At 75.9% G+C, this 23944-nt stretch carries 22 protein-coding genes and 2 pseudogenes; 12 read left to right on the top strand and 12 right to left on the bottom strand.

All coding sequences use genetic code 11. The annotated features are described in order from the left end of the window. The first annotated feature begins 96 nt into the window (after nt 1-96). The 6 genes from KSE_RS46275 to KSE_RS37710 all read left to right on the top strand — a co-directional run bounded on the left by KSE_RS46275 (nt 97) and on the right by KSE_RS37710 (nt 6840). Nucleotides 97-1062, top strand: a complete 966-nt coding sequence (locus KSE_RS46275) for an APC family permease (protein WP_014133215.1) — start codon at nt 97-99, stop codon at nt 1060-1062. Further along, the gene (locus tag KSE_RS46270; RefSeq protein ID WP_014133216.1) at nt 1020-1838 is read left to right on the top strand and encodes a hypothetical protein; all 819 of its coding nucleotides are present in this window, start codon (nt 1020-1022) and stop codon (nt 1836-1838) included. The genes KSE_RS46275 and KSE_RS46270 overlap by 43 nt, the downstream gene beginning before the upstream one ends. A 310-nt stretch (nt 1839-2148) precedes the next feature. Further along, entirely contained in the window at nt 2149-2502 is a 354-nt protein-coding gene (locus KSE_RS45490; RefSeq protein WP_014133217.1) for a molecular chaperone, read from the top strand. A gap of 56 nt (nt 2503-2558) precedes the next feature. Beyond that, nucleotides 2559-3380 (top strand): glycosyltransferase, encoded by an 822-nt coding sequence (locus KSE_RS37720; protein WP_051055069.1) that lies wholly within the window; start codon nt 2559-2561, stop codon nt 3378-3380. Between the two features lie 67 nt (nt 3381-3447). Next, nucleotides 3448-3993: a hypothetical protein gene (locus KSE_RS37715; RefSeq protein ID WP_014133219.1), complete on the top strand. Its 546-nt coding sequence runs from the start codon at nt 3448-3450 to the stop codon at nt 3991-3993. A gap of 741 nt (nt 3994-4734) precedes the next feature. After that, nucleotides 4735-6840: a DUF7927 domain-containing protein gene (locus KSE_RS37710; protein WP_033258914.1), complete on the top strand. Its 2106-nt coding sequence runs from the start codon at nt 4735-4737 to the stop codon at nt 6838-6840. A gap of 29 nt (nt 6841-6869) precedes the next feature. Here the strand turns inward: KSE_RS37710 and KSE_RS46445 are convergent. Then, nucleotides 6870-7442: pseudogene (locus KSE_RS46445) on the bottom strand (choice-of-anchor D domain-containing protein); the annotation flags it as partial. A 91-nt stretch (nt 7443-7533) separates the two neighbouring features. Between KSE_RS46445 and KSE_RS43935 the strand changes: the two are divergent. Continuing rightward, on the top strand, nt 7534-8055 hold the full coding sequence (locus tag KSE_RS43935; protein WP_033258915.1) for a VOC family protein: 522 nt from the start codon (nt 7534-7536) through the stop codon (nt 8053-8055). A gap of 23 nt (nt 8056-8078) precedes the next feature. Here the strand turns inward: KSE_RS43935 and KSE_RS37700 are convergent, their stop codons facing one another. Continuing rightward, nucleotides 8079-9125 carry a hypothetical protein gene (locus tag KSE_RS37700; RefSeq protein ID WP_014133222.1) on the bottom strand — a complete coding sequence of 349 codons (1047 nt, stop codon included), beginning with the start codon at nt 9123-9125 and terminating at the stop codon, nt 8079-8081. 298 nt (nt 9126-9423) lie between these two features. Between KSE_RS37700 and KSE_RS42550 the strand changes: the two genes are divergently transcribed. Continuing rightward, a complete protein-coding gene (locus tag KSE_RS42550; RefSeq protein WP_148283036.1) occupies nt 9424-10020 on the top strand; it encodes a hypothetical protein in 597 nt (198 codons plus the stop codon). 820 nt (nt 10021-10840) lie between these two features. On the opposite strand, the gene KSE_RS37685 is transcribed toward KSE_RS42550, so the two are convergent. After that, nucleotides 10841-11260: a hypothetical protein gene (locus KSE_RS37685; protein WP_148283037.1), complete on the bottom strand. Its 420-nt coding sequence runs from the start codon at nt 11258-11260 to the stop codon at nt 10841-10843. 420 nt (nt 11261-11680) lie between these two features. On the opposite strand from KSE_RS37685, the gene KSE_RS37680 reads away from it, so the two are divergent. The 4 genes from KSE_RS37680 to KSE_RS39195 all read left to right on the top strand — a co-directional run bounded on the left by KSE_RS37680 (nt 11681) and on the right by KSE_RS39195 (nt 14883). Beyond that, nucleotides 11681-12196: a hypothetical protein gene (locus KSE_RS37680; protein ID WP_148283038.1), complete on the top strand. Its 516-nt coding sequence runs from the start codon at nt 11681-11683 to the stop codon at nt 12194-12196. Between the two features lie 221 nt (nt 12197-12417). Next, nucleotides 12418-13905 (top strand): hypothetical protein, encoded by a 1488-nt coding sequence (locus KSE_RS37675; RefSeq protein WP_014133227.1) that lies wholly within the window; start codon nt 12418-12420, stop codon nt 13903-13905. Between the two features lie 157 nt (nt 13906-14062). After that, the gene (locus KSE_RS42545; RefSeq protein ID WP_051055071.1) at nt 14063-14638 is read left to right on the top strand and encodes a hypothetical protein; all 576 of its coding nucleotides are present in this window, start codon (nt 14063-14065) and stop codon (nt 14636-14638) included. A gap of 53 nt (nt 14639-14691) precedes the next feature. Further along, the gene (locus tag KSE_RS39195) at nt 14692-14883 is read left to right on the top strand and encodes a hypothetical protein (protein WP_014133229.1); all 192 of its coding nucleotides are present in this window, start codon (nt 14692-14694) and stop codon (nt 14881-14883) included. Here the strand turns inward: KSE_RS39195 and KSE_RS40670 are convergent. From KSE_RS40670 to KSE_RS37625, 9 genes and pseudogenes are all read right to left on the bottom strand, one after another. After that, nucleotides 14855-15601, bottom strand: a pseudogene (locus KSE_RS40670) (NF041680 family putative transposase); the annotation flags it as partial. The gene KSE_RS39195 and the pseudogene KSE_RS40670 sit on opposite strands and share 29 nt — an antisense overlap. Before the next feature lie 215 nt (nt 15602-15816). After that, nucleotides 15817-17148, bottom strand: coding sequence for a cytochrome P450 (locus tag KSE_RS37660; RefSeq protein WP_014133231.1), 1332 nt, complete (start codon nt 17146-17148; stop codon nt 15817-15819). Nucleotides 17149-17240: 92 nt separating this feature from the next. Beyond that, a complete protein-coding gene (locus tag KSE_RS37655) occupies nt 17241-18095 on the bottom strand; it encodes a class I SAM-dependent methyltransferase (RefSeq protein WP_014133232.1) in 855 nt (284 codons plus the stop codon). Continuing rightward, a complete protein-coding gene (locus KSE_RS37650) occupies nt 18089-18862 on the bottom strand; it encodes an alpha/beta fold hydrolase (RefSeq protein WP_014133233.1) in 774 nt (257 codons plus the stop codon). The genes KSE_RS37655 and KSE_RS37650 overlap by 7 nt, the downstream gene beginning before the upstream one ends. Next, nucleotides 18859-19539, bottom strand: coding sequence for a substrate-binding domain-containing protein (locus KSE_RS37645; RefSeq protein WP_051055072.1), 681 nt, complete (start codon nt 19537-19539; stop codon nt 18859-18861). Before KSE_RS37645 ends, KSE_RS37650 begins: the two co-directional genes overlap by 4 nt. Next, nucleotides 19536-20324: a DUF6182 family protein gene (locus KSE_RS37640; RefSeq protein WP_014133235.1), complete on the bottom strand. Its 789-nt coding sequence runs from the start codon at nt 20322-20324 to the stop codon at nt 19536-19538. Before KSE_RS37640 ends, KSE_RS37645 begins: the two co-directional genes overlap by 4 nt. Further along, nucleotides 20321-21493 (bottom strand): hypothetical protein, encoded by a 1173-nt coding sequence (locus KSE_RS37635; protein WP_014133236.1) that lies wholly within the window; start codon nt 21491-21493, stop codon nt 20321-20323. The genes KSE_RS37640 and KSE_RS37635 overlap by 4 nt, the downstream gene beginning before the upstream one ends. After that, complete coding sequence (locus KSE_RS37630; protein ID WP_014133237.1) at nt 21490-22935, bottom strand: NAD(P)/FAD-dependent oxidoreductase; 1446 nt, start codon at nt 22933-22935, stop codon at nt 21490-21492. Before KSE_RS37630 ends, KSE_RS37635 begins: the two co-directional genes overlap by 4 nt. Before the next feature lies 1 nt (nt 22936). After that, nucleotides 22937-23794, bottom strand: coding sequence for a class I SAM-dependent methyltransferase (locus KSE_RS37625; protein ID WP_014133238.1), 858 nt, complete (start codon nt 23792-23794; stop codon nt 22937-22939). Between the last annotated feature and the right edge of the window lie 150 nt (nt 23795-23944).

The raw sequence follows: 23944 nt of genomic DNA, 5'->3' as shown, positions 1-23944 counted from the left end.
CACGGGACGGGGCCGCGCTCCCGCCGCCAGGGGGACCGGGACCACCTCACCGCCCTCGGCGGGATCCCGGCCCTGTCCCTGGACGCGCTGACCTCGGTGGCCTACGGGCCCGAGGCGGCGGCGGTGGTCCTGGCGGCGGCCGGCGCGGGCGCGATGGGCGCGATGCTGCCGCCGAACCTCGCCGTCGCGCTGCTGCTGGGCACCCTGGTGCTCTCCTACCGGCAGGTGATCGCCGTGCATCCCGGCGGGGGCGGCTCGTACGCGGTGGCCAAACAGGAGTTCGGCCGCACCACCGCGCTGCTCGCGGCAGCCGGCCTGGTGGTCGACTACGTCCTCACCGCCGCCGTCAGCCTGGCCACCGGCGCCGCCAGCCTCGCCTCCGCCTTCCCCGTCCTCAACGACCACCTGCCCCTGGTGGCGCTGACCGGGCTGGCCGTCCTCACGGCCGTCAACCTGCGCGGACTCGCCGACAGCGCACGCCTGTTGGCGCCGTTGACGCTGCTCTTCGTCCTCGCGGTGCTGGCCGTCGTCGTCCTGGGCGCCGCCCGCCCGCACCCGGTCGGCGCGGTCGGCGGCCCGCCCACCGTCGCCGTCACGCAGGGCCTGGGCGTGCTGCTCGTGCTCAAAGCCTTCGCCGCCGGCTGCACCGCGGTCAGCGGGGTCGAGGCGATAGCCAACGGCGTCCCCGCCTTCCGCCCGCCCCGGGTGCGCACCGCCCGGCGCACGCAGGTGCTGCTCGGCGTCCTGCTGGCGGTGATGCTGGTCGGCCTGGGCCACCTGATGGCCCGCGACCACGTCGTCCCGCGGGCCGACGTCACCGTCCTCGCCCAGCTCACGGCCCACTCCCTGGGCACCGGCTGGCCCTACTACGCCACCAACCTGACCGTCGCCCTGCTGCTGGCCGCCGCCGCGAACACCAGCTTCGGCTCGCTGCCGATCCTGCTCGCCCTGCTCGCCAGGGACGACCGGCTCCCCACCTCTTCGCGCTCCGCTCGGCCCGGCCGGTCCACCGCGCCGGCGTGCTGGGCCTGGCCGTCCTCACCGCGCTCCTGCTCGTGGTGACCGGCGCGGTCACCGAGCGGCTGATCCCGCTCTTCGCCCTCGGCATCTTCATCGGTTTCAGCGTCAGCCAGCTCGGCATGGTCCGGTACTGGTACCTGGCGCGCCCGGCCCGCTGGCGCCGCCTGGCCGTGCTCAACGGCACCGGGGCCGCGCTCACCCTGGTGGCCACCGCAGTCCTGCTGGTCCTCAAGTTCACCCGGGGCGCCTGGGCGGTCGTCCTGGTCGTCCCGCTGCTGATGCTGCTGTTCGCCCGGGTCGAGCGGTACTACGGCGCGGCGGCCGGGGCCGTCGGCGCCGGCCGCGTCCCGCCCCGGCCGGTGCCCGGACGCGGCCTGGTCGTCGTGCCGGTCGGCGAGCTGAGCGCGGTCACCGCCCACGTGCTGGCCCGCGCGCTCACCCTGGGCGGCGACGTCGTCGCCGTGACGGTGGACGTTCCCGGAACGGCCGCCCCGGCCCTGGCCCGCCAGTGGCGGGAATGGGACCCGGGCGTCCCCCTCGAAACCCTCCCCGGCACCCACCACGCGCTGCTCGAACCGATCGTCCGGTACGTCCAGCGGGCCACCGCGGAGGGCCGTGACGTCACCGTCCTGGTGCCCCGGAAACTCACCCGCCGCCACCGCGAGCGCCTCCTCCAGGGCGGGCGTCCCGCCGTCCTCGCCGCGCTCCTGCGCCGCCGCACCGACGCCGTCGTCTCCACCGTCCCCTACCACCTCGACACCGCGGCCCGCCCGCGCGCCGCCCGCCCCGAACCGCCCGTCGGCACCACCACCCCGTGACGGGCACCGGAACCGGCCCCGCCGGCCGCCGCTGCCCCGCCGACCGCCGCCGCCCCGGCCGCGCCGCCTTTCGTGACATCGCACGGATGGCGAAATCCCGGCCGACGGGCCGGGCCCCGCCGAGATCCGCTGGTCGGAGGCCCGGAGGGCCGGAGGCGCCGGGTCCGCGCTGCCGTGCTCGGCCGGGCCGGTTTGGAGGACGCGCGGGGAAGGTATTCCCCCGTTCCCGGCAGCACACCGCGGACTCCCGTCGGGGCGACAGCCCCTCACCGGCGGACCGCCGGACCGGCCCACCATCAAGGAGAAGCCCGTGACCCCGCGTTCCCTCGCACGCCTCTGCCTGACCGCCCTCCTGGTGGGCGGCCTCACCTGGACCGCCGGCCCGGCGGCCTCGGCCGCCCCGGCCGCCGTCCTCCGCCCGGTCGCCCCGGCGGCGGTCGCGGCGCCCGCCGGCTACGTGATGGTGTCGACCCACGAGATCGCCGCCACCGAGGTCCTCGGGGTGGACCTCCTCGCGGGCCGCGTCTCCGCGGTCGGCATCGGCCTGGACATCGCACCGGGCGAAACGGTGATCTTCGCGAAGTACAGCGGTACCGAGATCCGGCTCGACGGCGAGGACTACCTGCAGCTGAGCGGGAACGAGATCCTCGCCGTCGTCGGCTGAACACCGGCCCCCGCGCTCCCGGCGGCCGGAGCGCACCAGTGACGGGAGGGACTCCCTTGCCCCTCATCAGCGTGATCACCCCGGTCCACCCCGACAAGCACGCCTTCCTGTCCGAAACCTGGGCCTCCGTGCGCCGGCAGGCCCTGCCACCCGGCTGGGAGTGGGAGTGGCTGGTCCAGCAGGACGGGCCGGACCGGCCGGACGGGTCCGTGTGGGACGTCCTGCCCCGCGACCCCCGCATCCGCACCGGCTCCGCCCGGGCCGGCGGCGCGGGCGTCGCCCGGACCATGGCCCTGGCGAGGGCCCGCGGCACCCTGGTCAGGGCGCTGGACGCCGACGACCTGCTGCTCCCAGGTGCCCTGCACCGCGACGTCACGGCCCTCCACCGCACCGGGGCCGCCTGGTGCGTCTCGGCCTGCCTCGACCTGCTGCCCGACGGCACCCTGCGCCCCGGCCCCTGGGACCCGCCCGACGGGCCCCTCGAACTGGCCGCCCTGCGCCAGCGGTTCGAGGCCGGCGCCTTCCCCCTCGTGGGAACCCACCTCACCGCCCGCACCGACCTGGTCCGGGCGCTCGGCGGCTGGCCCGCCTACCCCGCCCTGGAAGCCCTCGCGATGGTCTTGTTCTGCGCCGCGCTCGCACCCGGCGTCATGATCGCCCAGCCCGGCGGGATCTACCGCAAGCACCCCGGCATGACCACCTCCGAACCCTCTTACCACCACGAGACGGACTTCGACGCGCTGCGCCGCTCGATCCTCACCCGCCTGGACTCCCCCGCCCGGGCGGGCTTCAGCTGGCTCCCCCGGCAGCCCGGCGCCCCGAACCCCACCCCGCCGGAGGACCGGGCGGACCCCGGGCCACGACGGCCGGGACGATGACCACCCGCCGGCGCCGGACCGCCCGCACGGGCAGAAACAGCACCCACTCCCCCGAAAGGAGCCTCCGATGAGGCGAAACCCCGTCCCCGGCCTGCTCGCCGCACTGGCGCTGGCGGCGGCCACGATCACGGTCACGGCGAACGCACCGGCCCGGGCCGCGGTGGGGGACGTGCTGTGCACGACGCCCAGCAGCGACTCCTCCGCCTACTGGCCGGCCCTCAGCCTGACGCCCGCCGCCACCGTCGTGACGATCACCCGGGACCTGAGCACCTGCACCTCGCTGAGCGTGCCCGCCATCGACTCGGCGCCCGTCACCGTCCACCAAGTGACCCTCCCCTCCTACTCCTGCCTCACCCTGCTGAGTTCGGCCCCCACCGTCATCAACTTCACCTGGAACAACGGCGCGACCACGGTCGTCACCGGGACCAGGACGGTCAACCTCGCCGCCGCCGCGCTCACCACCACGGTCACCGGCACCGTCACCTCCGGCCTGTTCACCGGCGACACCGTCGTCTACCAGCTCGTCGCCCCCTCGACCGACGTCCTGGCCTGCACCCTCGGCCTGGGCACGGTCTCCCGCATCGACAGCACCGCCACCCTCACCATCGGCTGAGCCCGCGACCGCGACGGTCGGCAGCGGGCGCGGGAGGCGGGAGACGGGAGGGGCGGTTCACGGCGGTTCCTCGATCCGGTGGTCGGGCCCGGCGGCGCGGCGCCGGGCCGGCGAAGGAGGTGCGGCGAGGTGCCCCGGACGCCTCCGGTGGAGCGGGGCGTCGGCGGGTGCGGGTCCATGAGGTCACGGCCGCGGGGCCCCCTCCTCCCCCGGTGCCCGCCGCTCCGTTCCCGAGTCGTCCCCACCACGGTGAGCGGCCGGGACGCGCTCGGGCGGCCTCGTCGCGGTCACGGGGCGCGGGCGTTCCACGCCCCGGATCCTCGACGGCTCGCGGCCGGGCCGCGGTTCCGTTCCGAACGGGATGTACCGAAACCCTTCGGCCGCCGGGACGGGCCGGGGCCCTCGCCGGGAGCGCCCGCGAGGAGGCCGTCGGGCCCGTCCGGCCCGCCGGGCCCGGCTCCGGGCGTCCTCCGGCTCCGACCCGGGGGCGCGGGTCCCGGGCCGGAGCCCCGCCGGTCGGCGGCGCCACCGTACGGATGGTTCGCGAACGGGCCTTCCACGGCTCACTGGTGCGCCGATCACCGGTTGCTAGTAGTGGAGGACATTTCGCTACGAACGGCATCGGCAGGCGTCACCATGAACCGCCCGTTCGGCTCAGGATTTGTCACATCGTCAGGAAAAGGTGGGCACGGCGATCGGCCTCCGGAGGAGGAGAGACTCCCCGGGCGTCCACGGGACCGGTTGCGGGCCTGCCTGGTTCCGCTGTGCGTGCTGCTCTGCCCGCTGCTGTCCGGCACCGGCCCGGCGGCGGCCGCGGCCGGGGCGCAGCAGCGCGGCCCCGCCCCCGCGCAGGCCCGGACGGCCGGGACGGGCACCCTGCTGTTCAGCGAGAGCTTCCAGGACGGCGCCGTCCCGGACCCGAAGCTGGTGCCGCTCGGCGATGCCTGTCTGACCGGTGCCCGTGGCGCGCCGCCCGCCGGGTCGTCGGCGCTGGGCCCCTGCTCCTCCTCGAACGGCGCCCCGGGCCGGGGCGGCAGCCCGGGGTACCTCCAGCTGACCGACAACCGGACGTACCGGTCGGGCGGGATCGTCTACAACCGTCCGCTGCCGGCCGCGTCCGGCGTGGTGGCCGAGTTCACCTCGTACCAGTACGGGGGCAGCGGCGCGGACGGCATCAGCTTCTTCCTGACCGACGGCGCGCAGCAGTTGACCCGCACCGGCGCGGTGGGGGCGGCGCTGGGCTACGCGGCGCTCAAGGGGGTCGACGGCGTGCCCGGCGGGTACGTCGGCATCGGCTTCGACGCCTTCGGCAACTTCCACACGGCGGGGGACGGGCTCGGCTCCGGCTGTCCCGCGCGCTCCGACACCTCGCGGGTCGGCAACGCGGTCGGGCTGCGCGGGCCGGGCGACGGCTCGTCCGGCTACTGCTACCTGGCCGGCAGCCTGAACGCGGCGGGCAGCGCCGGCGCGCTGCCCGGCCAGCTGCGCGCCGGCAGCCTGGCGTCGGCGGCGCGCAAGACCAGGATCACCGTCGGCCCCGGCGCCCTGCCGACGATCACCGTCGAGATCGACTTCAACGACGGCAAGGGCTACCGGCAGGTGCTGTCCCACACGATGACCACCCCGGCGCCGGCCACCTACAAGTTCGGCTTCGCCAGCAGCACCGGGCTGCTGTCGGACGTGCACCTGATCCGCTCGATGACGGTGGGCACGGTCGTGCCGCTGGCCCAGCTGAACCTGGTCAAGCAGATCGACCGCGGCACGGCCCAGCCGGACAGCTACAAGACCGGGCAGAGCGTCCCGTACCAGTTCGTGGTGACCAACAGCGGCACCGAACCGGTGCACGGGCTGCGGGTGGACGACCCGGGCGCCGGTCCGGTGGACTGCCCGGAGACGGACCTCTCCGCGGCCGGGTCCCCCGGGGCCACCGTGACCTGCACCGGGACGCACACCGTGACCGCCGCCGACCTCGGCGGGGGCGGGACGTTCACCAACACCGCGACGGCCACCGCGCTGGACGCCTCGGAGAAGCCGGTGGCCTCCAACCCGTCCTCGGTCACCGTCAAGGTCGAGGGCGTCGCGCAGCTGAGGCTCACCAAGACCTCGGACGCCCGCGAGCCCGTCAAGCCGGGCGACCGGATCACCTGGACCGTCACCGCCGCGAACCCGGCCGGGACCTCCGCCTACACCGGCGCGAAGTTCACCGACGACCTGTCCGGGGTCCTCGGGAACGCCGACTACGGCAACGACGCCGCGGCGAGTTCCGGCGTGGCCGCGGTCAGCGGCACCACCCTGACCTGGACCGGGAACGTGGCGGTCGGCCAGACCGTGACCGTGACCTACTCGACCACCGTCAAGCCGTACGGCAGCGGGAACGGCACCATGGCCAACACCGTGGTGGGCCCGGCCGACTCCAAACCGACGGGTTCCACCGGCTGTTCGCCCCGTAGCGCGGCCGGGGACGACGGCCGGGGCGGGCCGTCGTCCGGCCCGCCCCGGCCCGTTCGCTACCGCCGGGCGCCGGACCGCCGACGCCACCGCACCAACGCCCCGCCCGACAGGACGAGCACGGCGGCCGCCGCACCGAGCCCCGCCTCCCGCCCGCCGGCGGAACCCGTCGCGGCCAGCTCCGGCCCCTGCCCGGACCCGCCGGTGCCGACCGACGGCTCCGGCCGGCCCGGGGACGAGGAGGACGGGGACGCCGGGGAGGCGGACGGAGTCGGGGACCCGGTGGGGCTCGCGCTGGGGCTGGGGCTGGCGCTCGGGCTGGCGCTGACGCTCGGGCTCGGGCTCGGGCTCGGGCTGGACGCGACCGCGTTGCCGGTGACCTGGGCCGACACCTGGTAGGGCGGCAGCGGGTCCTCGTCCGCGGTCAGCGACACCGTCCCCGCGTACGGCCCCTCGGCGCCCGGCGTCCAGGTCAGCACGACGGTGCACGACTCGCCCGCCAGCAGCGCCACGTCCAGGTCGCAGGTGCCGCCGGTCCGCGTCACCCCGGCGGGCACCGTGAGCGGGACCCCGTCGAACCCGATCGAGGTCGTACCGCCGTTGGTCAGCGTGAGGGTGACCGTCGCGCTGCTCCCCACCGTCACCGTCCCGAAGTCCCCTCCGGTGAGCACCACGTCGCCCTGTGCCCGGGGCAGGGCGACGGCCCGGGCCGGGCGGTCGGCCCCGGCGGAGAAGGCGGGGGCGGCGCAGCACAGGACGGCGAGGGGGACGGCCGCGGCGCAGGCGGCACGGAGGATTCGCTGTCGCTTCACGGACACGGGGGGCTCCCGGAGGTCGGTTTCGGTGGAACGGGCCGCCCCACTATCCGCAGCGCGTTCCACCGCGCTCGGCCATTGGCCCGCCGGTGGGCGTGTGCCGGCGCCGGAACGGTGTCCCGCCGTCGGACCCCGGTCACCAGCGGGTGGCGCACACGAATGGATTCCGGTGGATTTTGGGCCCATATTCCTTATTCCTGCACATGCTTCGCTCGCGTTCCCTCGACCGCGTTGCGGTAAGGCGGTCCGGAGGATCGGGAGTGTCCGAGGGGGCGTCGTGCGGGGCGGAACGGGAACGGACGGGTTCGCCCTCTCCTTCGGCGCGGTGGCCGAGGTGTACGACCGGATACGGCCGGCCTATCCGGCGGCGGCTCTTCGGTGGGCGCTCGACGGGGGCTCCCCGGACGCCGTCCGGGGCGCGGCCGGGGTGGACGTCGCCGCCGAGAGCCTGGCGGATGCGGTTCCCGCTCACGGCGTCCTGCTCGGCGGTCCACCGGAGCCCGGCCACGACGCCCTGCCGGGCGCCGACACCGCCCGCTGGATCCTGCCGGACGGACGGTACCTGCGCCTGCTGGCCCCCGACGGCGGCGAGGGGCCGGTGGCGCGGCACCTGCGGCGGCGCGGACGGGGCCTGTACGCGGTGGCCTTCGAGGTCGACGACCTCGAAGGCGCGTGCCGCCGCCTGGCCCGAGCGGACGTCGGAACCCGCCCGCTCACGGTGGAAGAGGTCCTGGTGGAACCGCCTGGCCCCCTGGCGGCCCGCATCACCCTGCGGAGCGCGGCGACGCCGACGGGCTGACGGTCCGCGGCCCACCGCGCCGGCTACCGGGCCGAGTGCGCGAGTGCCGAGCGTTCGTAGACGTTGGTGCTGACGTCGGTGCTGGCGCGGTGGTGGACGACGCTGAGCGGGCCGAGGCCCGACAGGACCTCGATCACGTCGGTGACGGTGGGCGAGTCGTCGGGCCGCTCCCGTCCCGACAGCTGCGGCAGGACGCCGACCGTGGCGGCGGCGGCGAGTTCCTCGGGGCGGAGGTCGGCGAGGGTGCGGACGCGCCGGACCGTACGGCGGCTGGGCGCGTCCGCACCGTCGGTCGGGGCGGCGGAGGCTCCGAGGTCGAGCACCAGGTCGCTGGTCTCCGTCACCATCCGGGCGCCGAGGCGGGCGTCCGAGGCCGCGTAGCACCACTGGTCGGGGTGCTGGCCGCGCAGCGCGGGGAACCGGGCGCGCAGGACCCGCAGCACGGGCATCGCGGCCTCGACCGGCGAGCAGGGGGCGAGGACGAAGGAGAGCCTCGTGTCGTCGTCGGGCTCGAAGCGGAGGGCGGCCGCGACGTCGGGGAGCGCGTGCGCGGAGGCGCTGTCGCACTCGCCCGCCGCTCCCAGCACGAGGACCGTGTCGCCCCGCTCCCGGTACTGCCGCACCAGCTCCCGGGTCGCGGCCGCCTTCGGGCAGCCGGCGTGCCCGGGAGCGGACCGCGCCGCCTGCCGGCAGGGCTCGCCGAGGGCGATGACGATGCGCCGGGTCCGCAGCACGGCGGCCCAGCGCTGGACGGCGTCGCGGGCGGCGGTCTCCAGCGCCCGCGGGGCGGTGACCGCGATCCCGGTCACCGAGCCGTCGAGGTCGATGTAGGTGGTGCACGCCAGGACGCCGCCGTCGCGGACCCGTTGGGCGGGAACGGGCAGGAGCTCCGGCGCGGGGCCGCCCGCTCCGGTCAGGAGTCCCTCCGCGCGCAGGTGCGCCTCGACGAGCGGGGCGGCCGGACACGCGACGCGGCCGCGCTCCGGGTGGACGAATCCGCGCGGCACCGTCGGCTCCGGGCCGACCTGGTGGTGCAGCGGGAAGAACTCCGTCAGCCGTGTCCTGTGCATCGGTGGTCCTCCTGGGAGGCGTAGCGGCCGGGTGTGTGCCCGAGTTTCGGGGTCCCCCGCGCGGTCGGACGCGTGCGCGTCGCGCCTCTCATGCGAACGGGTGATGCGGGCCCGACGCGGGCCCCGACGGCACGGCGGAGCCGACCCGTTTCGTCACGCGCGGCCGTCGACGCAAGATCGGCCCACCGCTGGCGCCGGGCGCGGGCGGACGGACGGTGCCGGAGCGGTCCGCCCCCGCTCGGCGGGGCGCGTGGCGCGCCGCCCGGAACTCCGCCGGGCGGCCGGTAAGGCTCGCTCCGTGCGTACCGAAACCTCCCCCGGCTTTTCGCCGTCCGCCGTGGCGCGCGCTGCCGCGCTGGCGGCGGCGGCCGCCGCGCTGCTCGTCCCGCTGCCGACCCGGGCGAAGGCGACCTCCGCCGTCCCGGGGGCGCAGGCCAGTGCCAGGCTGATCCGGCTGAACAGCTCGGCCGTTCCCGCGATCGGGCTGGCCGCGTTCAGCGGCACGTACGGGACCGCGTCCGGCCCCGGTCACGGCGCGGACGACCAGGGCGACTTCTCCGACCCGGACGGCGTGCTCGCACACGTGGCGGTCGGCTCGGGGACGGCCCGCACGTCCGTGTCCGCGAGCCGGGACTCCGCGCAGGCCCAGCTCACCGGCCTGGAGGTCCGGTTCAACTCCCGCTCGCTCGTCCGGGTGGAGGCCGGAGCGGTCGGCTCGCTCGACGCGTACGCGTCGAGCGCGTCCCCGCACCGATCGGACCGTGGGCGCTCGCCTACCACCGCACGGACTCCGCGCGGATCACCGTCCTGGGCCGGCGGCTCTCCGCCGGGACCACCCGGCTCGCCGTCACCGGCGCGGACCTCGGCGTCCCCGGCATCGGCGCCGGCACCCTGACGGTGACCGTCTCCCCGCACCAGGAACCGGCCACGCAGTCCCGGCAGTACACGGCCTCCGCCTGGCTCGACATCGAAGTCTCCGGAACGCTCGACGACACCGACGGGAACCGGGTGCACCAGGGCCCGATCATCGCGCTCCGCCTGGGCGAGGTGCAGGTGGACTGCCGGGCCGCGTCCCCGTCCCCGTCTCCGTCCCCCACGCCGTCCCCCACGCCCACCCCGATGCCCGAGCGGTCGTCGACACCGTCGCCCAGCACCGCGGCGTCCACGGTTCCCACCCCGACGCCGAGTGCCGCACCGTCCGCGAGCCCGACGCCCACCTCCGGCCCGGAGCCGTCGGGCAGCGCCTCGGCCGTCCCAACCGTCGGCGCGTCGGCGGCCCCGTCCCCGTCACCCTCCCCCGGCGCCTCGGCCCCGCCCACCGTCCCCGCCCCGTCGCCGACGCCCACGCCGACGTCGGTCGCCCTGTCGCCTCCGCCACCGTCCGCTTCCCCCGGCCCGAGTGGCGCACGGCCGTCCCGCGCGGCCTCCCCGCCGCCGGCTTCGGACGATCCGCTACCGCCGTCCGCCACCGGCGGGTCCTCGACGGCACCGGCGGTCACCGTCGCGCCGGTCACGACCCCGGTCCCGGGGCGGTCGGGTGCCCCCGGTGGGGACCGCCTCGCCGAGACCGGGGCGGGGGGAGGCCACGGCTTGCGGGCCCGGGCGGCCGTCGCGTTCGTGCTGGTGGCCGCAGGCGCCGCGGGCATCGGGCTGTCCCGCCGCCGGGGCGCCCGGCACCGCTGAGCCACCCGGAACGCCTGACCGGCCCGGGCCGGTCAGGCGTTCCGGGTGGCGGGGGGTTCCTTGAAGAGTCCGGACCAGGAGGCGGCGGGAGCCGGCCGGGCCGGCGGTCGGCCCCGGCCGAGGATGCCCCGCACACCGTCCAGACCCGCGCGGGCCGCGCGGGCGTGGCGGATGAGGTCGTCGAGGTCCTCGGCGCCGAGGCGCCCCAGGTGCTCCTCGTAGGTGCTCTCCGGGACCCCCGAGGCCGCGCCGAGCGCTCCCAGCAGGTCACGCGCTTCGGCGCGGAGCGCGGGCGCGGCCTCCCGCAGCCTCCGGCGGCGGAGCGCCGCCTGCCGGCACGCCTGCCCGCAGTACACGGCGGGTCGGCCGGTGGCGGCCCGGATCAGGGGTTCCCGGCAACCGGGACCGGCGCACACCGCGCCCGCGTCCGCGCCTTCCTCGCCTTTCGTCACGCCATCACTGTGATGCAACCCGGGGCGGCATGCAAGAATCCGGCCTCCGACGTCGGACCGGCCGAGCGCCGGGGGCGGGTACTCCGGCGGACCGGACCGATCCCCCGAACCGCCGGAGCACCGAAAGAACGCACACGGACGGCCATTGACCCCATGGGGCGACGGCCTCCTCCGGCCGGCACCGCAGCCGACCGCGAGCCACCTGGCGCCGCCTCCCCCGAGCGCGGCGCACGGCGTACGGACCGGCGCGCGATACGCGGAACGGCGCGCACCGTGCGCCGCGTGCCTCCGCCGACCGGACCACCCGGCAATCCGGCGCCTTCCTCGACCCGAACCGTCCTGGGGCCCGGCGACCGGCCGGGCGCACCGGCGGCCTCACGCTCTGTTGCCAACCCTGGAACGTTGCGTCACAGTTTGAATGTGACGAAACAGAGCGCGAATGCCACGCCCCAGTGCGCCGCCGTGAAGTGCACCCGCCCCCTGTCCCGGGCCGCCACCGGACGGCCGAGCCTGTACTGCTCGCAGGCGTGCCGCCAAGCCGCGCTGCGGGAGCGCAGGAGCACCGAGCAGGCGCCCGCGCTCCGCGCGGAGGCGGCCGCCCTCCTCGCCCTCCTCGCCCTCCTCGCCCCGCGCGCACCGGTCCACCACCTCGACGGCCTGACCGGGGAACAGCTCGCCCACCTGGTGCGCCACGTCCGCGCGGTACTCGACCTCCTGACGCTCACCCCGCATCCCGGCCCGGCCGCGCGACACGAGCCGGTACAACTGCCACCGGACCGCCACGGCCGCGCCCCCTGGGCCGTCCTGGACCTCGGCACCGGCCTGTGGTCGACGACCGACCGGAAGGTCGACCTCTTCGTGACGAAGGACAGCGCCCTGGTCTTCATCCGCCGACGCCTGAAGCACCCCGGCCAGACCCGCGCCTTCGACGACTGAGCCGGACCCGTCCGACGGCTGGTCCGCGAACCGCCTCGCGCCCGGGTTCCGTCACCGGAACCACCCGACGGAACACCTCCCCTCCACCCGGCCCCCGTCCGCTCCGGGGACGCCCCGGCCCGGTACGGCACCGCCCGCGCCCGACCCGGCCCACCGCCCGGCACCGGCGTCCGCAGCGGCGCGCTAAGGATGACCGGCCACCTCCGGGTACGTTGCCGTCCGTGACCAAACGACTCCTCACCGCCGCCTGCGCGGCGGTCGCCCTCGCCGTCACCGCCCAGGCCGCCCCCAGCAGCGCCGCGGCCCACCGCCCGCCCGCCCGCGCGGCCGCCGGCAACCTCGGCGCGGAGCAGCTCGCCCTCTGGGAGAACCTCGGCGAGGACGTCTGGCAGGAGGCGCTGGAGGAGCACTGCATGCTCGCCGGCGGGCCGTCCTGCGAGATGAGCGGGAAGGACGTCGACTCCGTGCTTCCCGGGATCGAACGGCTGACCAAGGAGCTGGGCGACAACGTCACCTCGAAGCCGGACCTCGTCCGGGGCGTCCACCGGGCCGGCTCCGGCATCCGGAACACCCCGCGGGACCTGTCGCGGATCGCCGCCGACATCGCGCTCAGCAGCAGCGACCCGAACGTCCGGCGACTGGCGGAGACGACCCTGCCGTCCCCCTCCGGCACGAAGGCGGGCGGACGGAAGGTGATCGACGCGATCGGCGACTTCGCCGAGAAGGTCGGCGAGCTGAACACCGGTCACGACGTGCTGTCGCAGCAGGGCGCGGCCGCGGTGATGTCCGCGGTGGCCGGCGCGCTGCCGGTGCTCGGGGACGCCTGGTCGATCGCCAACGCCGTCAACGACCGCGACGTCGAGTCGGGCGTCACCGCGCTGATCTCGGTCGCCGGCGCCATGGTCGCGACCGTCTGCGCCCCGGCCGGCGTGGTGATCGCCGTGGGCCTGGTGGTGTACACGGTGGCCAAGAAGATGTGGGGCTGGCTCTGCGCCAAGGACCGCGACTGGCGGCTGGACCCGCCGGGCGACCCGCGCGACCTGGTCGAGAAGGGCGCGGACTTCACCTGGGAGACCCACCTGGGCAGGCGCCGGACCGGCCCGGACGCGGGCAAGGACGTGGCGTACGCCCTGCAGATGACCAACTTCAAGGACTCCGGCGCCGACTACTTCTGGGCGCACCCGAAGCTGATGCTCAACTCCCGCTGGACGAAGGGTGCCGAGCGCAACACCGACCCGGTCACCTACGTGCTGACCGGGATCGACCTGCTCGGCCTGACCCAGGTCTACACCAGCACCAGCGAGGACCTCCAGGGCACGCTGCGGATCGCGCAGGACGGGAAGATCGTCCACAAGCGCTGCTACGTCGAACCCACCCCGAACATCACCGGCGACACCCTGCACTGCGACCTCGCCGCCTCCGAGCAGGTCACGATCTCCGCCGACAAGCCCGCCCTCGTCACCCTGGACATCCCCTACAACATCTTCAACGGCAACATCAAGGACCCGGCCCCCGGCAGCGAGAACCCCAAGGACAAGTGGTTCTGCGACCTTGCCGACGGCCCCTGCGTCCCGGAGGACTCCGGCAAGTACCGCAGCGTCCTCAAGCTGGAGGACCGCAAGGCCAGGAGCACCTACCTCGCCAAGATCCCGTTCGGCTACGGCCTCGTCCCCGACCTCCCCGGCGCCGAACTGCGGGACATCGGCTGACCGACCGCCGGGCGTCCTTGCGCTTCCCCCGGAGAGGGCCGCCAATGGAGACCGGTGGTCCTGAACTCCCTTTCGAAGGACGGGAGTCGCGCATGCGCGTGACGTACGGGGCAAGCCGACGGCAGTGGCACGTACCGGGCCCCTGGTCGATCCCGGCATGAGCGGCGTGCCGGCCGGGCGAGTGGCCAACCAGCGGTTGCGGGCCCTGCTGCGCGAGGCGTCCTGGAGCGGGGCGGAGTTCGCGCTCGCGCTCAACGAGGCCGGGGCCCGAGCGGGCCTGGCCCTGTACTACCAGCGGGGCTCGGTCTCCCAGTGGCTGGCGGGAACGATGCCTCGGCCGCAGGTGGCCGGCCTGGTCTGCGCGGTGCTGTCGCTGCGGCTCGGGAGGCTCGTCACGCTCGCCCAGGCCGGCCTGGCCGCACCGGACGGCCCCGCGCCGCCGGGGGGGCGGGAGGAGTACGCCCGGGCGGCCGTCGCGGAGCTGGCCGCGCTGACCTCCGGTCCGCTCCGGACGGCGCGCTCCCCCTCCGCGGGTCAGGCATGGTTCGACGTGTCGGCCGATCCGCTGTCGGTCCCCCGGTTCGGGTTCCGGGAGGACGGGGGCCGCCCGGTGGGCCAGGTGAGGAGGCGGGTCGAGCACGCGGAGGCCCTGCTGTCCGCGCTGTCGGCCCTGGACCTGTCGAGCGGCGGCGGGCAGGTCCGCCACGCGCTCGGGGGGGGTACCTGTCGCTGACCGTCGCCCCGCTGCTCAGGGCTCAGAGCCCACCGGCCGCGCGGGCCCGGGTGATGGCCGTCGCCGCCCGGCTGACCTACCTGTACGCGTTCATCAACTTCGACGACGACCAGCACCGGGCCGCGCAGCGGTTCTCGCTGATCAGCCTCTCGCTGGCCCGGGGGGCCGGTGACGCCACCGCGTCCGCGCTGGCCCTCCGGTCCCTGAGCTCGGCGTTTATCCTCGTCGGCTTTGATGTTCCTTGATCGAGTCGGCTCGTTTGGCCGTCTTGCCGACGTTGTGGCGTGGGGCCCGTTGTTTGTTCTTCGAGCCGGGTGGCCGTCCCGGGCCTGGCCGGGACGGTTTCGGTGCGGCTGCCGGACGGGCCGCTGTCGCGCGGATGTTGCGAAACCCCCGGCGGACGCGGGCGGGGGTGAGACGGCGGGGTTCGGTCGCCGGTCGCTCCCAGGGCCGGCGTACGTCTTCGGCCAGGGGCCGGGCGAGGCGGATCTGGGTGTGGGCGGCGATGATCAGCCAGGTCCACAGATCGGCGGTGTCGGCGTGGCGGATCTTCGGGGCGGTCCAGCCGAGGGTCTGCTTCATCAGCCGGAAGGTGTGCTCCAGGTCGAAACGGCGGAGGAAGGACTGCCACCACAGGTCCACGTCCGTGCCGGTGGCCGTGGTGGCCGAGCACCACAGCCGGACCGGTTTCAAGTCCCGGTCGCCCGGCAGACACTCGACCTCGAGCCGGATCAACGTGCCGTGCGGGATGGGTGGTTCCTCCTCGGCGTGGTCCAGCCAGGGGCCGCGGTGGGTGAGCCGGGGGTGCGTCCGGTCCCAGGCCGTCGCCTGGGCGGTGCCGTAGCGGGCGGTGTCGGTGGCCGTGGCGGTGTCGGGGGTGTGCCAGGTGTCGGGTCTGGCGAAGGTGAGGACTCCGCCGTGTCGACGGGGTCGCCCGCCCTTCGGCCCGCGGCGGTCGGGGCCGGGGGCGGGCGTTGATCCGCAGCGACTCGATCGGCGACTCGGGCGGGGCCGGCTGCTGCTCGCCCTCGGCGGCTTCGGCGGCCTGGTCCTCGGCCGGCTTGTCCGCGGTGGTGTGCGCGGCGGGGGGCGGGACGGCGTGGCGGTCTCCTCGCGGGTGGGTGCCGCGTGGGCGCGGCACCGGAGGGCCCCGGCCCTGCCGGGGCCGGCGGGGGCGGTCATCCGCGGGGGGTGGGGAGCAGTGGGAGGCTGCTGAGGTGCGGGAGTGAGCTGTTGGTCTCGCGGATGCGGGTGCCGGGGGCGATCCGCAGGTTCCACTTGGTGGCGAGGGTGGCCAGGGCCGTGGTCATGGTGGTGAGGGCGAGGTGTTCGCCGATGCAGCGGTGCGGGCCGGTGCCGAAGGGGAAGTAGGCGCCCTGGGGGCGGTCGGTTGCGCTGTCGGGGGCGGTGCGGTCGGGGTCGAAGGCGGCTGGGTGGGGGTAGAGGCCGGGGTCGCGGTGCACGGCTCGCGGGCTGTAGCCGACCTCGGAGCCGGCGGGGACGGTGATCCCGGCGAGGGTGACGTCGTGGCGGGCGCGGCGGGTGAAGAGCATGGGGGCGTGCAGGCGCAGGGTCTCGTCGATGACCTGGCGGGTGTAGGTGAGGTTCTTGAGGCGGTCGTAGCCGAGGGGGCCGCCGGCCGTCACGGTGTCGGCTTCGTTCTGCAGGCGGTGCTGCACGTCGGGGCGTCGGGCGACCTCGAACACCGCCCAGCTGAGGGAGGTGCTGGTGGTTTCGAGGGCGGCGAACAGCAGCATCAGGAACTCGCTGCGGATCTCGGTGTCGCTGAGCGGGGCGCCGGTGGCGGGGTGGCGGGTGGTGAGCAGGGTCTGCAGGATGTCGTGGTGCGGCCGGGGGTTGGCGCGGCGCTCGCGGATCAGTTCGTCGACGGTGGTGTGGAAGCGGCCGACGGAGGCGGCGAAGCGGCGGTTGCCGGGGGTGGGCAGGGAGCTGACGATGTCGGGGAAGACGGTGCGTACGAGGAGTCGGCGGGCGATCAGGAACAGCGTCTCGCGGATGTCGCGGACGGTGGTGGGGCTCAGGCGCGTGCTGAAGAGGCTGCGCAGGACGACGGCGGCGACCAGGTCCGACATCTCCTCGTCGGCGGCGACGACCGTGCCCGGGCGCCAGGCGCCGATGCGCCGTTCGGTCTCCTCGGTGATGGCGGAGGTGTGGTCGCGGACGCTTCGGCGGCTGAACGCGGGTTTGAGGGCGCGTCGCTGGTGCTGGTGCTCGGCGCCGTCGGAGGCGATGAGCGGGTTGCCGAAGTTGCTGGCGAGCCGTTCGAAGAAGCGGCCGCGTTCGAAGGAGTCGGTGTCGACCTGGATCCGGTGTACCAGGGCGGGGTCGTTGGCCAGGTAGAGGCGGATCGGTCCGAAGCCCACCCGGACGAGCGGTTCGGCGGTCCGGGTGGCCTCGAAGAAGGACAGCGGGCGGCGCAGCAGGGCCGGGGCGTGGCCGAGCAGGGGCACCTGGCCGGGCGCGGGCGGGCACGGGGCGGGGGCGGGCATCGGCTGGGTTCTCCTCGTCGGGTCGGGGGGCTGGGTCGGGGGGTGCGCGGGCCGGCGGGCGGCGCGGGCCCGCGGGTGCGGGTGCGGGTGGGTCAGGGGGCGGGTGGCACGGTGGCGAGTGCCAGGACGTTGCCCTCGCTGATGTAGCCGTCGGGGTGGTTGAGCGGGTGCTGGGGGCTGTCCTTGTCGTGGCGCAGGCGCTGCCACTCCTGGCTCAGGCCGAGTTGCTCCGCCTGGCGGGCGAGCCGGTCGCAGGCCTGGGTGTAGAAGTCCAGCGCGTCGGGTGACAGCGGGGCGTGGTGTTCGATCAGGACGGTCCGCTGGCGGACGTCGGTGAGGCCGGCGCGCCTCATCCGCCGGTACAGCTCGCGTGAGCGGAGCAGTTGGCGGGCGTAGCCCGGTGTGCGGCCGGCCGTCCGGAAGAAGTCCTGGAAGAGGTAGGGGTCGCCGGGGCGGAGGGTGATGAGGTGGGCGTCGAGGTCCTTGATGGCGAGGAGGCCGCCGGGGCGGGTGACGCGGATCGCTTCCGCCAGGAAGCGGTCGAGCTGGGTGTCGTCGAGGTACTGGACGGTGTTGGAGCACCAGACGGCGTCGAAGGTGTCGTCGGGGTGGGGCAGGTCCGTCACGGATCCCTGGCGGACGTCGACGGGGCAGCCGGGCGGTGCGGCGCTGACGCGTTCGGCGGCGAGGGCGGCGTTCTCCGGGGCGAGGTCGAGTGCGGTGATCCGGCCGCGGGGGCCGATGTGGCCGGCGATGGCCGGGAGGAAGTCGCCGGGGCCGCAGCCGGCGTCCAGGACGTGCCAGCCGGGTTGGAGTCCGGCTTGGCGGAGCAGGTCGAGGTAGGGGTCGCGGCAGGCGCGGAAGTGGGTGTCGACGATGGCGTGGTGGGTGAAGCCCAGGCCGGTGGAGGCGGTGTGGCCCCAGGCGCGGTGGTCCTCGGTCAGCACGGTGTGTCTCCGATCCGGTCGAGGAGGCCGTGCAGCGCGTCGGCCACGGCGGCCGGGGCCTCCAGTGGTTGCAGGTGTCCGGCGTCCGGGATGCTGACCAGGTGGCCTTGGGGAAGTGCCTCGGCGGTCTGCCGGGACTCCTCGTAGCCGACCAGGGCGTCCTGGTCGCCGGCGATGACCACGGCGGGCACGTCGGTGGCGCGCAGTGTGGCGGTGGCGTCGGGGCGGGCGGCGATGGCCCGTTGGGCCCAGGCGAGCGCTTTCGGGTCCGCGGCCCGGGCGTCGGCGAGCAGCCGGGCGAGGATCTCGGGGTGGCGGGCGCGGGTGGTCGCGCCGACCAGGAGCGGGGTGGTTTGGTCGATGACCGTCGCGCGGGTGGGCGCGTCCTCGACGAGGTCGGCGAAGCGCAGGCGCTGGGCGCGGGCTTCGGGGGTGTCCGCGGTGGCCCGGGCGGAGAGCAGGGCGAGGGCGGCGGTGCGGCCGGGGTGGCGGGCGAGGAAGGCCATGGCGGCGTAGCCGCCCATGGAGGAGCCCGCGAGGACGGCGCGGTCGATGCCGCGGTCGTCGAGGAGCCGTGCGAGGTCGTCGGCGACGACGTCGAGGGAGGGCTGCGCGGTGCCGAGGGGCGTGGTGCCGAATCCGCGCTGGTCGAAGGCGATGACCTGGTGTCCGCGGGCGCGTAGGGCCTGGGTGTGGTGGTCCCACATCGAGGCGTGCAGGGAGAGGGCGTGCAGCAGGACGACGGGGGTTCTGGTGGGTGCGGTCACCGGGAGGCCGCCTGTTCGGCCGCGGTGACGTAGCGGGCGGCGTGGGGCGGGAGTCCGGTGGCGCGGTGCCAGGCGAGGGCGACGGGGGCGGGCGGCAGGTCGTGGACGGGGACGATCCGCACGGTGGGCGGTGCGACGTCGGCGAGGGAGATCAGGGAGAGGTGCACGGCGGCGCCCTCGGCGACCAGGGCCATCATGCGGGGGATGTCGGTGACGCGGTGGCGGCGCCGGATCGGGCGGCCGGCGGGGGTGCGGGGCGGGACGACTTCGTCCCAGACGTAGGCGGGGAGGTCGCCGGGGCGGTGGAAGGCGTCGTGGTCGGCGAGTTCCTCGACGGAGACGGAGGTGCGGGCGGCCAGTGGGTGGCGGGCGCCGACGACGACGGCGCGGGCGTCGTGGGTGAGGACCCGGCTGACGGCGAGGTCGGGTTCGCGGAGGGAGAACTTGACGATGATGAGGTCGAGGTCGCCCTCGCGCAGGCCGCGGAAGGGGTCGGTGATGTCGTACGGGTGGAGCGTGACGGTGGCCTCGGGGAGGCCGGCGAGGGCGGTGACGCGGTGGGCGACCTCGGGTGAGCCGTGGTAGCCGAGCCGGATGGTCCCGGCGGCGGGCTCGGCGGCGGTCGCGGCGGCGGGTTCCGGGAGGGCGGCGGTCGCGGCGGTGGCCGGTGCGCTCATTGCGGGCACGGGGGGATCTCCTCGGTGAGGGCGGCGGCGGCCTTGAGCCGGCCGCGGCGGTGGGGTTCCGCGACGACGCGCAGGGCGGCGAACGGCGCTTCGATGCCGGTGAGCCGGGGGATCTGGCGCAGGGTCAGCCGCTCCCCCGGGGCGATCAGCCCGTCCAGGACCGCCTCGACCAGGATGTGGTTGAGGTGCACCAGGGCTTCGGAGAGGGTGCACCCCGCGGTGGCGAGGTAGAGGTCGCGGTGGCGGGCGGCCCGGCCGCCGGGGCCGTGGGGGCCGGGGCCGGCGGGGATGAGGATGTCGGTGGCGGGCCGGGCGGGCGGCCCGGCCGGCCCGTCGAAGGTCTTCAGGAGCCTGCGCAGGGCGGCGGTGTCCTTGTCCGGTCCCGGCGGTGTCCAGGCGGCGCCGGCGCCGGTGTGGGCGAACGGGAAGCGCTCGCGCAGGTTGTCCGGGTTGCCCGCGAGGAAGACCGTGCGGGTGAAGGAGCGGCGCCAGGGCCGTGCCAGGGCCGGGTCCAGGGCGAGGGCGAACTCGCAGGTGGAGCGTACCCAGGCGGCGAGGTCGACGTGGCGCACCACGACGGCGGCCAGGGTGCCCTCCTCCCCCGCCCCGTCCCCCGCCCTGGTGGCGACGGCCTGCTGGGCTTCGAGCAGGCCCTCGGTGGTGTCCAGGTCGTAGCGGGCGGCGAGGTCCGGTCGGGCGCGGCGGACCCGGCCCGCCGCGGCGTGGCGCAGCCGGTCCTGGGCGGGGTCCAGGACCGGGCTCGGGCTCGGGCTCATACGAACACCTCCGTGAGGAGGTCGCGGGCGGGTGCGGCGCGGCGCTTGCCGAGCAGGGCGGAGGTGAGCCGGTACGGGTCGACGTAGGTGTGGTCGCGGCGGTGCCCGCCGAGGAGGCCGGCCAGGTGGGCGGGGTCGGCGGGGGCGGCGGCGGCCAGCAGCCGCTGGGCGCGGCCCAGGCACTGGCGCAGCAGGTCGGGGCGGAAGGACTGCTGCTGTCCGGGGCCCAGGACGGCGATGAAGTAGAGGCGCATGCCCAGGCGTACGGCGTCGGCGTCGTGGTCGGCGTGGGCGGCGGTGAGCAGCGCGGCGGCGTGGTGCCCGGGGTCGCCGCCGTGGCGGGCGGAGCGGATGCGGCCGTCGATGGGCACGCGGCCGACGGGGATCCGGCGGACGGTGGGGCCGAGGGCGGTCAGGACGCGTTCCAGCAGTTGGTAGTCGGGGTCCAGTTCGGGGTCGTAGAGCAGGACGATCTCGTCGAAGTCGCCGGCGAGGGGGATGAGTTCGCGCAGTGCGCAGGCGAGGTAGTTGGGTCGTCCGTCGCGGGTGACGATCTGGCGCAGGGGCAGGCCGTGCCGGGTGAGGTCGAGGTGGACGGGGCCGCCGAAGGGGCGCTGGTCCAGGCACATGCCGTGGGCGCGCAGGGTGGTGAACGCCTCGTCGAGGGTGAGGCCGGGGGGCTGGTGGGCCTGGAGTCCGGGGTCGTGCAGGCCCAGGCCGCGGTAGTGCCCGGCCCACAGGCTCAGGATCCGTGCCGAGGCGGGGTGGACCCAGCCCTGCTCGACGGCGTCCTGGTAGGGCTGCAGGTGGTGGGCCGGGGGGCGGTCGGGTTCGGCGCGGAAGGCGACGTAGTGGGCGCCGATCTGTTCCTCGCTGAGGTCGGCGTAGTCGGTGTCGCCCTGGGTGCGGTCGAGGTACTCCCAGAATCCCAGGGTCTGTTCGGTGGGGTGGTAGGTGGTGTGGCTGTAGCGGTAGGTGACGTGGGCCAGTGGCTGGGTGGCCCGGTACATGACGTCGGTCCACAGCAGCCCTTTGAGGTGGCTGGGTGTCAGGGGTTTGGACGGGGTGACGGTGATGGGGGCGAGCAGGACGCGGCGGGTGCGGGGGGCGGCGGCGTCCTGGTGGGCCGGTGCGGGCGGGCGGGCGCTCACGGACGGGCGGGCGCTCACGGGCGGGCTCCGGCCGCCTGGGTGACGAGGCGGACGAGTTCGGCGTGCGGCGGGGCCTGCGGGCGGGCGGGGGGCGGGGGTGCCTGGCGGATCCTGGCGAGGATCTTGTCGTCCCCCAGGGCCTGCGCGGGGGTGGCCAGGGTCATCAGCGTGCGGGTCAGGGCGCGCCAGACGACTGCGTCGGTGGCGGCGGCCGCGGCGAGGGCGGCGGGGCCGGGCGGGTCCGCCGGGTCCGCCGGGGGTGGCGGCGGGGGCGCGGCGCCGTCGACGGCGGCCTGCCAGCGGGCGATGCGGGCCCGGTCGGCGGCGGCGGAGTGTTCGTACCAGGGCAGGAGGAGGGTCGTGGTGAGCCGGGCCGCGTCGTGGGCGGCTTCCTCGCCGGGCCGGGGGTGGGCGGCGAGCAGGTCGGCGAGGCGGAAGGCGTGTTCCAGGGCGAGGGACATGCCGCGTCCGAAGAGGGGGTTGGTGGTGCAGGCGGCGTCGCCCAGCGGGTAGAGCCCGGTGACGGGGGGCCGGGGGGCCAGGGCGGCGCCGCGCAGGGTGTTGGGCGGCGCGGTGATGGCGCGGACCGGGGAGAGGGGTTCGCTGACGCCGTCCGCCAGCCAGGGGCCCAGGCCGGGGGTGGCGCGGGCCGCGGCGGTGAAGCCGGCCGCGGTGCGCAGTGCGCTCAGGCCGCGGTCGCCGGGCAGGGTGGCCAGGGCGATGGAGAAGGTGTCGCCGTCGCCCGGGTGCAGGACGCCCGCGTAGTGGTCCCAGATGTCGCCGGCGGCGTTGCCGCGGTTGAGGGGGCCGGGGGCGGTGGCGGAGCGGAGCCGGTAGACGCGGGTGTGGCCGCGCAGGCCGGAGGGCTCGGCGCGGTCCTCGGGCGGGGGCGTGCCCGCGTCGCGCAGCCAGGCCCGGTGTGCGGCCGTGCGGCCGGTGGCGTCGACGACGATGTCGGCCGGCAGCCGTTCGCCGGCGGTGGTGCGTACCGCGCGCACCGCCCGTCGCGCCGGGTCGAGTTCCAGGGCGGCGAGGGTCGCGCGGTGGTGGAGGGTGACGCCGGGCAGGGTGCGTACCGTGTCGTGGAGGGCGCGTTCGAGGGTGGGGCGGCGGCAGCCGAGGGCGGCCAGTTCGTCGTCGCCGGGTTCGCGGGCGGCGTCGGTGGCGCCGGCGGGCATGGCCAGGGTGAGGTCGAGCAGGTGGGCGCCGGCGTCCCGGGCCGCGGCCAGGACCTGCGGGGCGCGTTCGCGCAGGACGCGCAGGCCCAGCGAGGTGAGGGTGTGCGAGTGCAGGGCCTGCGGCGCGGTGGGGCGGGGGCGGTCCGGGGCGGCTTCGCCGGCCCGGCGCGGTGGCGGCTCGTCCCCGCGTTCGAGGACGTGGACGCGGTAGCCGATGCCGTGCAGGGCCAGGGCGGCGGCCAGGCCGGCGATGCTGCCTCCCGCGATGACGGCCACGGGCATGTCAGCGCCGCCTGCCGTGGACGAAGAACACCCGGCGCACGCCCTGGACGGAGCGCGGCGGCACGGGGTCGGGCCAGCGGCCGAAGTCGGCTCCGTCCTCGCCGGGCTGCAGGGCCCGGGTGGTGTAGCCGTACTGGTCGAAGAGGGCTTCCGGTTCGTTGGTGCCGAACAGCCAGGGGCAGCCCCAGCTCTCGAACACGTCCAGCAGTCCGCGCATGTGCGCGAGCGTCAGGGCGTCGGCGTTGACGATGTCGGCGGCTATCCGGCTGCCGGGGGCGGAGATCGCGGCGACCCGCTGGAGGATGCGGTGGGTGTCGGCCTCGGGGATGTAGTAGAGCAGCCCTTCGAGCAGCCAGGTGGAGGGCGCCGACGGGTCGTAGCCGGCGTTCTGGAGGTCCTGTTCCCAGTCGGGTGAGGTCAGGTCGACGGCGACCTTGCGGTGGTCGGTGCGGGCCTGGACGGCGCCGAGGCGTTGCTGCTTGTAGGCGAGGACGGCGGGGCGGTCGACCTCGAACCACCGTACGCGCGCGGGCCAGTCGGTGCGGTAGGCGCGCGAGTCCATGCCGGCGGGGGCGAGCACGATCTGGGTGGTGGCGGGGTCGGCGGCCGCCTCCTTCAGGTAGTCGTCGAAGAACCTGGTGCGGATCGCGTTGTAGTCGGGGGTGCTGGGCAGGGTGCGCTCGCCGTCGGCGGGGAAGGTGGCGGCCCGCACCTGGGCCAGGAGTTCGGGGCCGATGTCGCCGGCCAGCGCGTCGGCGTAGGGGTCCTCGTAGAGCCGGTCGGGGCGCCGGGTCTCGGCGGCCCGCAGGGCCGCGGTGAGCAGGGCGGTGCGTTCGACGGCGTCGAGTGAGGCGGTCATGGGGGTGTCCTTCCCGGGCCGTGCGGCCGGTGAGTGGTGCCCGTCGGTCAGTGGTGGCCGTCGGTGAGTGGTGCCCGTCGGTGAGTGGTGCCCGTCGGTGAGTGGTGGCCGTCGGTGAGTGGTGCCCGTCGGTGAGTGGTGGCCGTGCGG

It is taken from the genome of Kitasatospora setae KM-6054 (assembly GCF_000269985.1).
Lineage (GTDB): Bacteria > Actinomycetota > Actinomycetes > Streptomycetales > Streptomycetaceae > Kitasatospora > Kitasatospora setae.
Note: the sequence above shows the minus strand (reverse complement) of the source record. Positions and strands in the feature narration are given on the sequence as shown.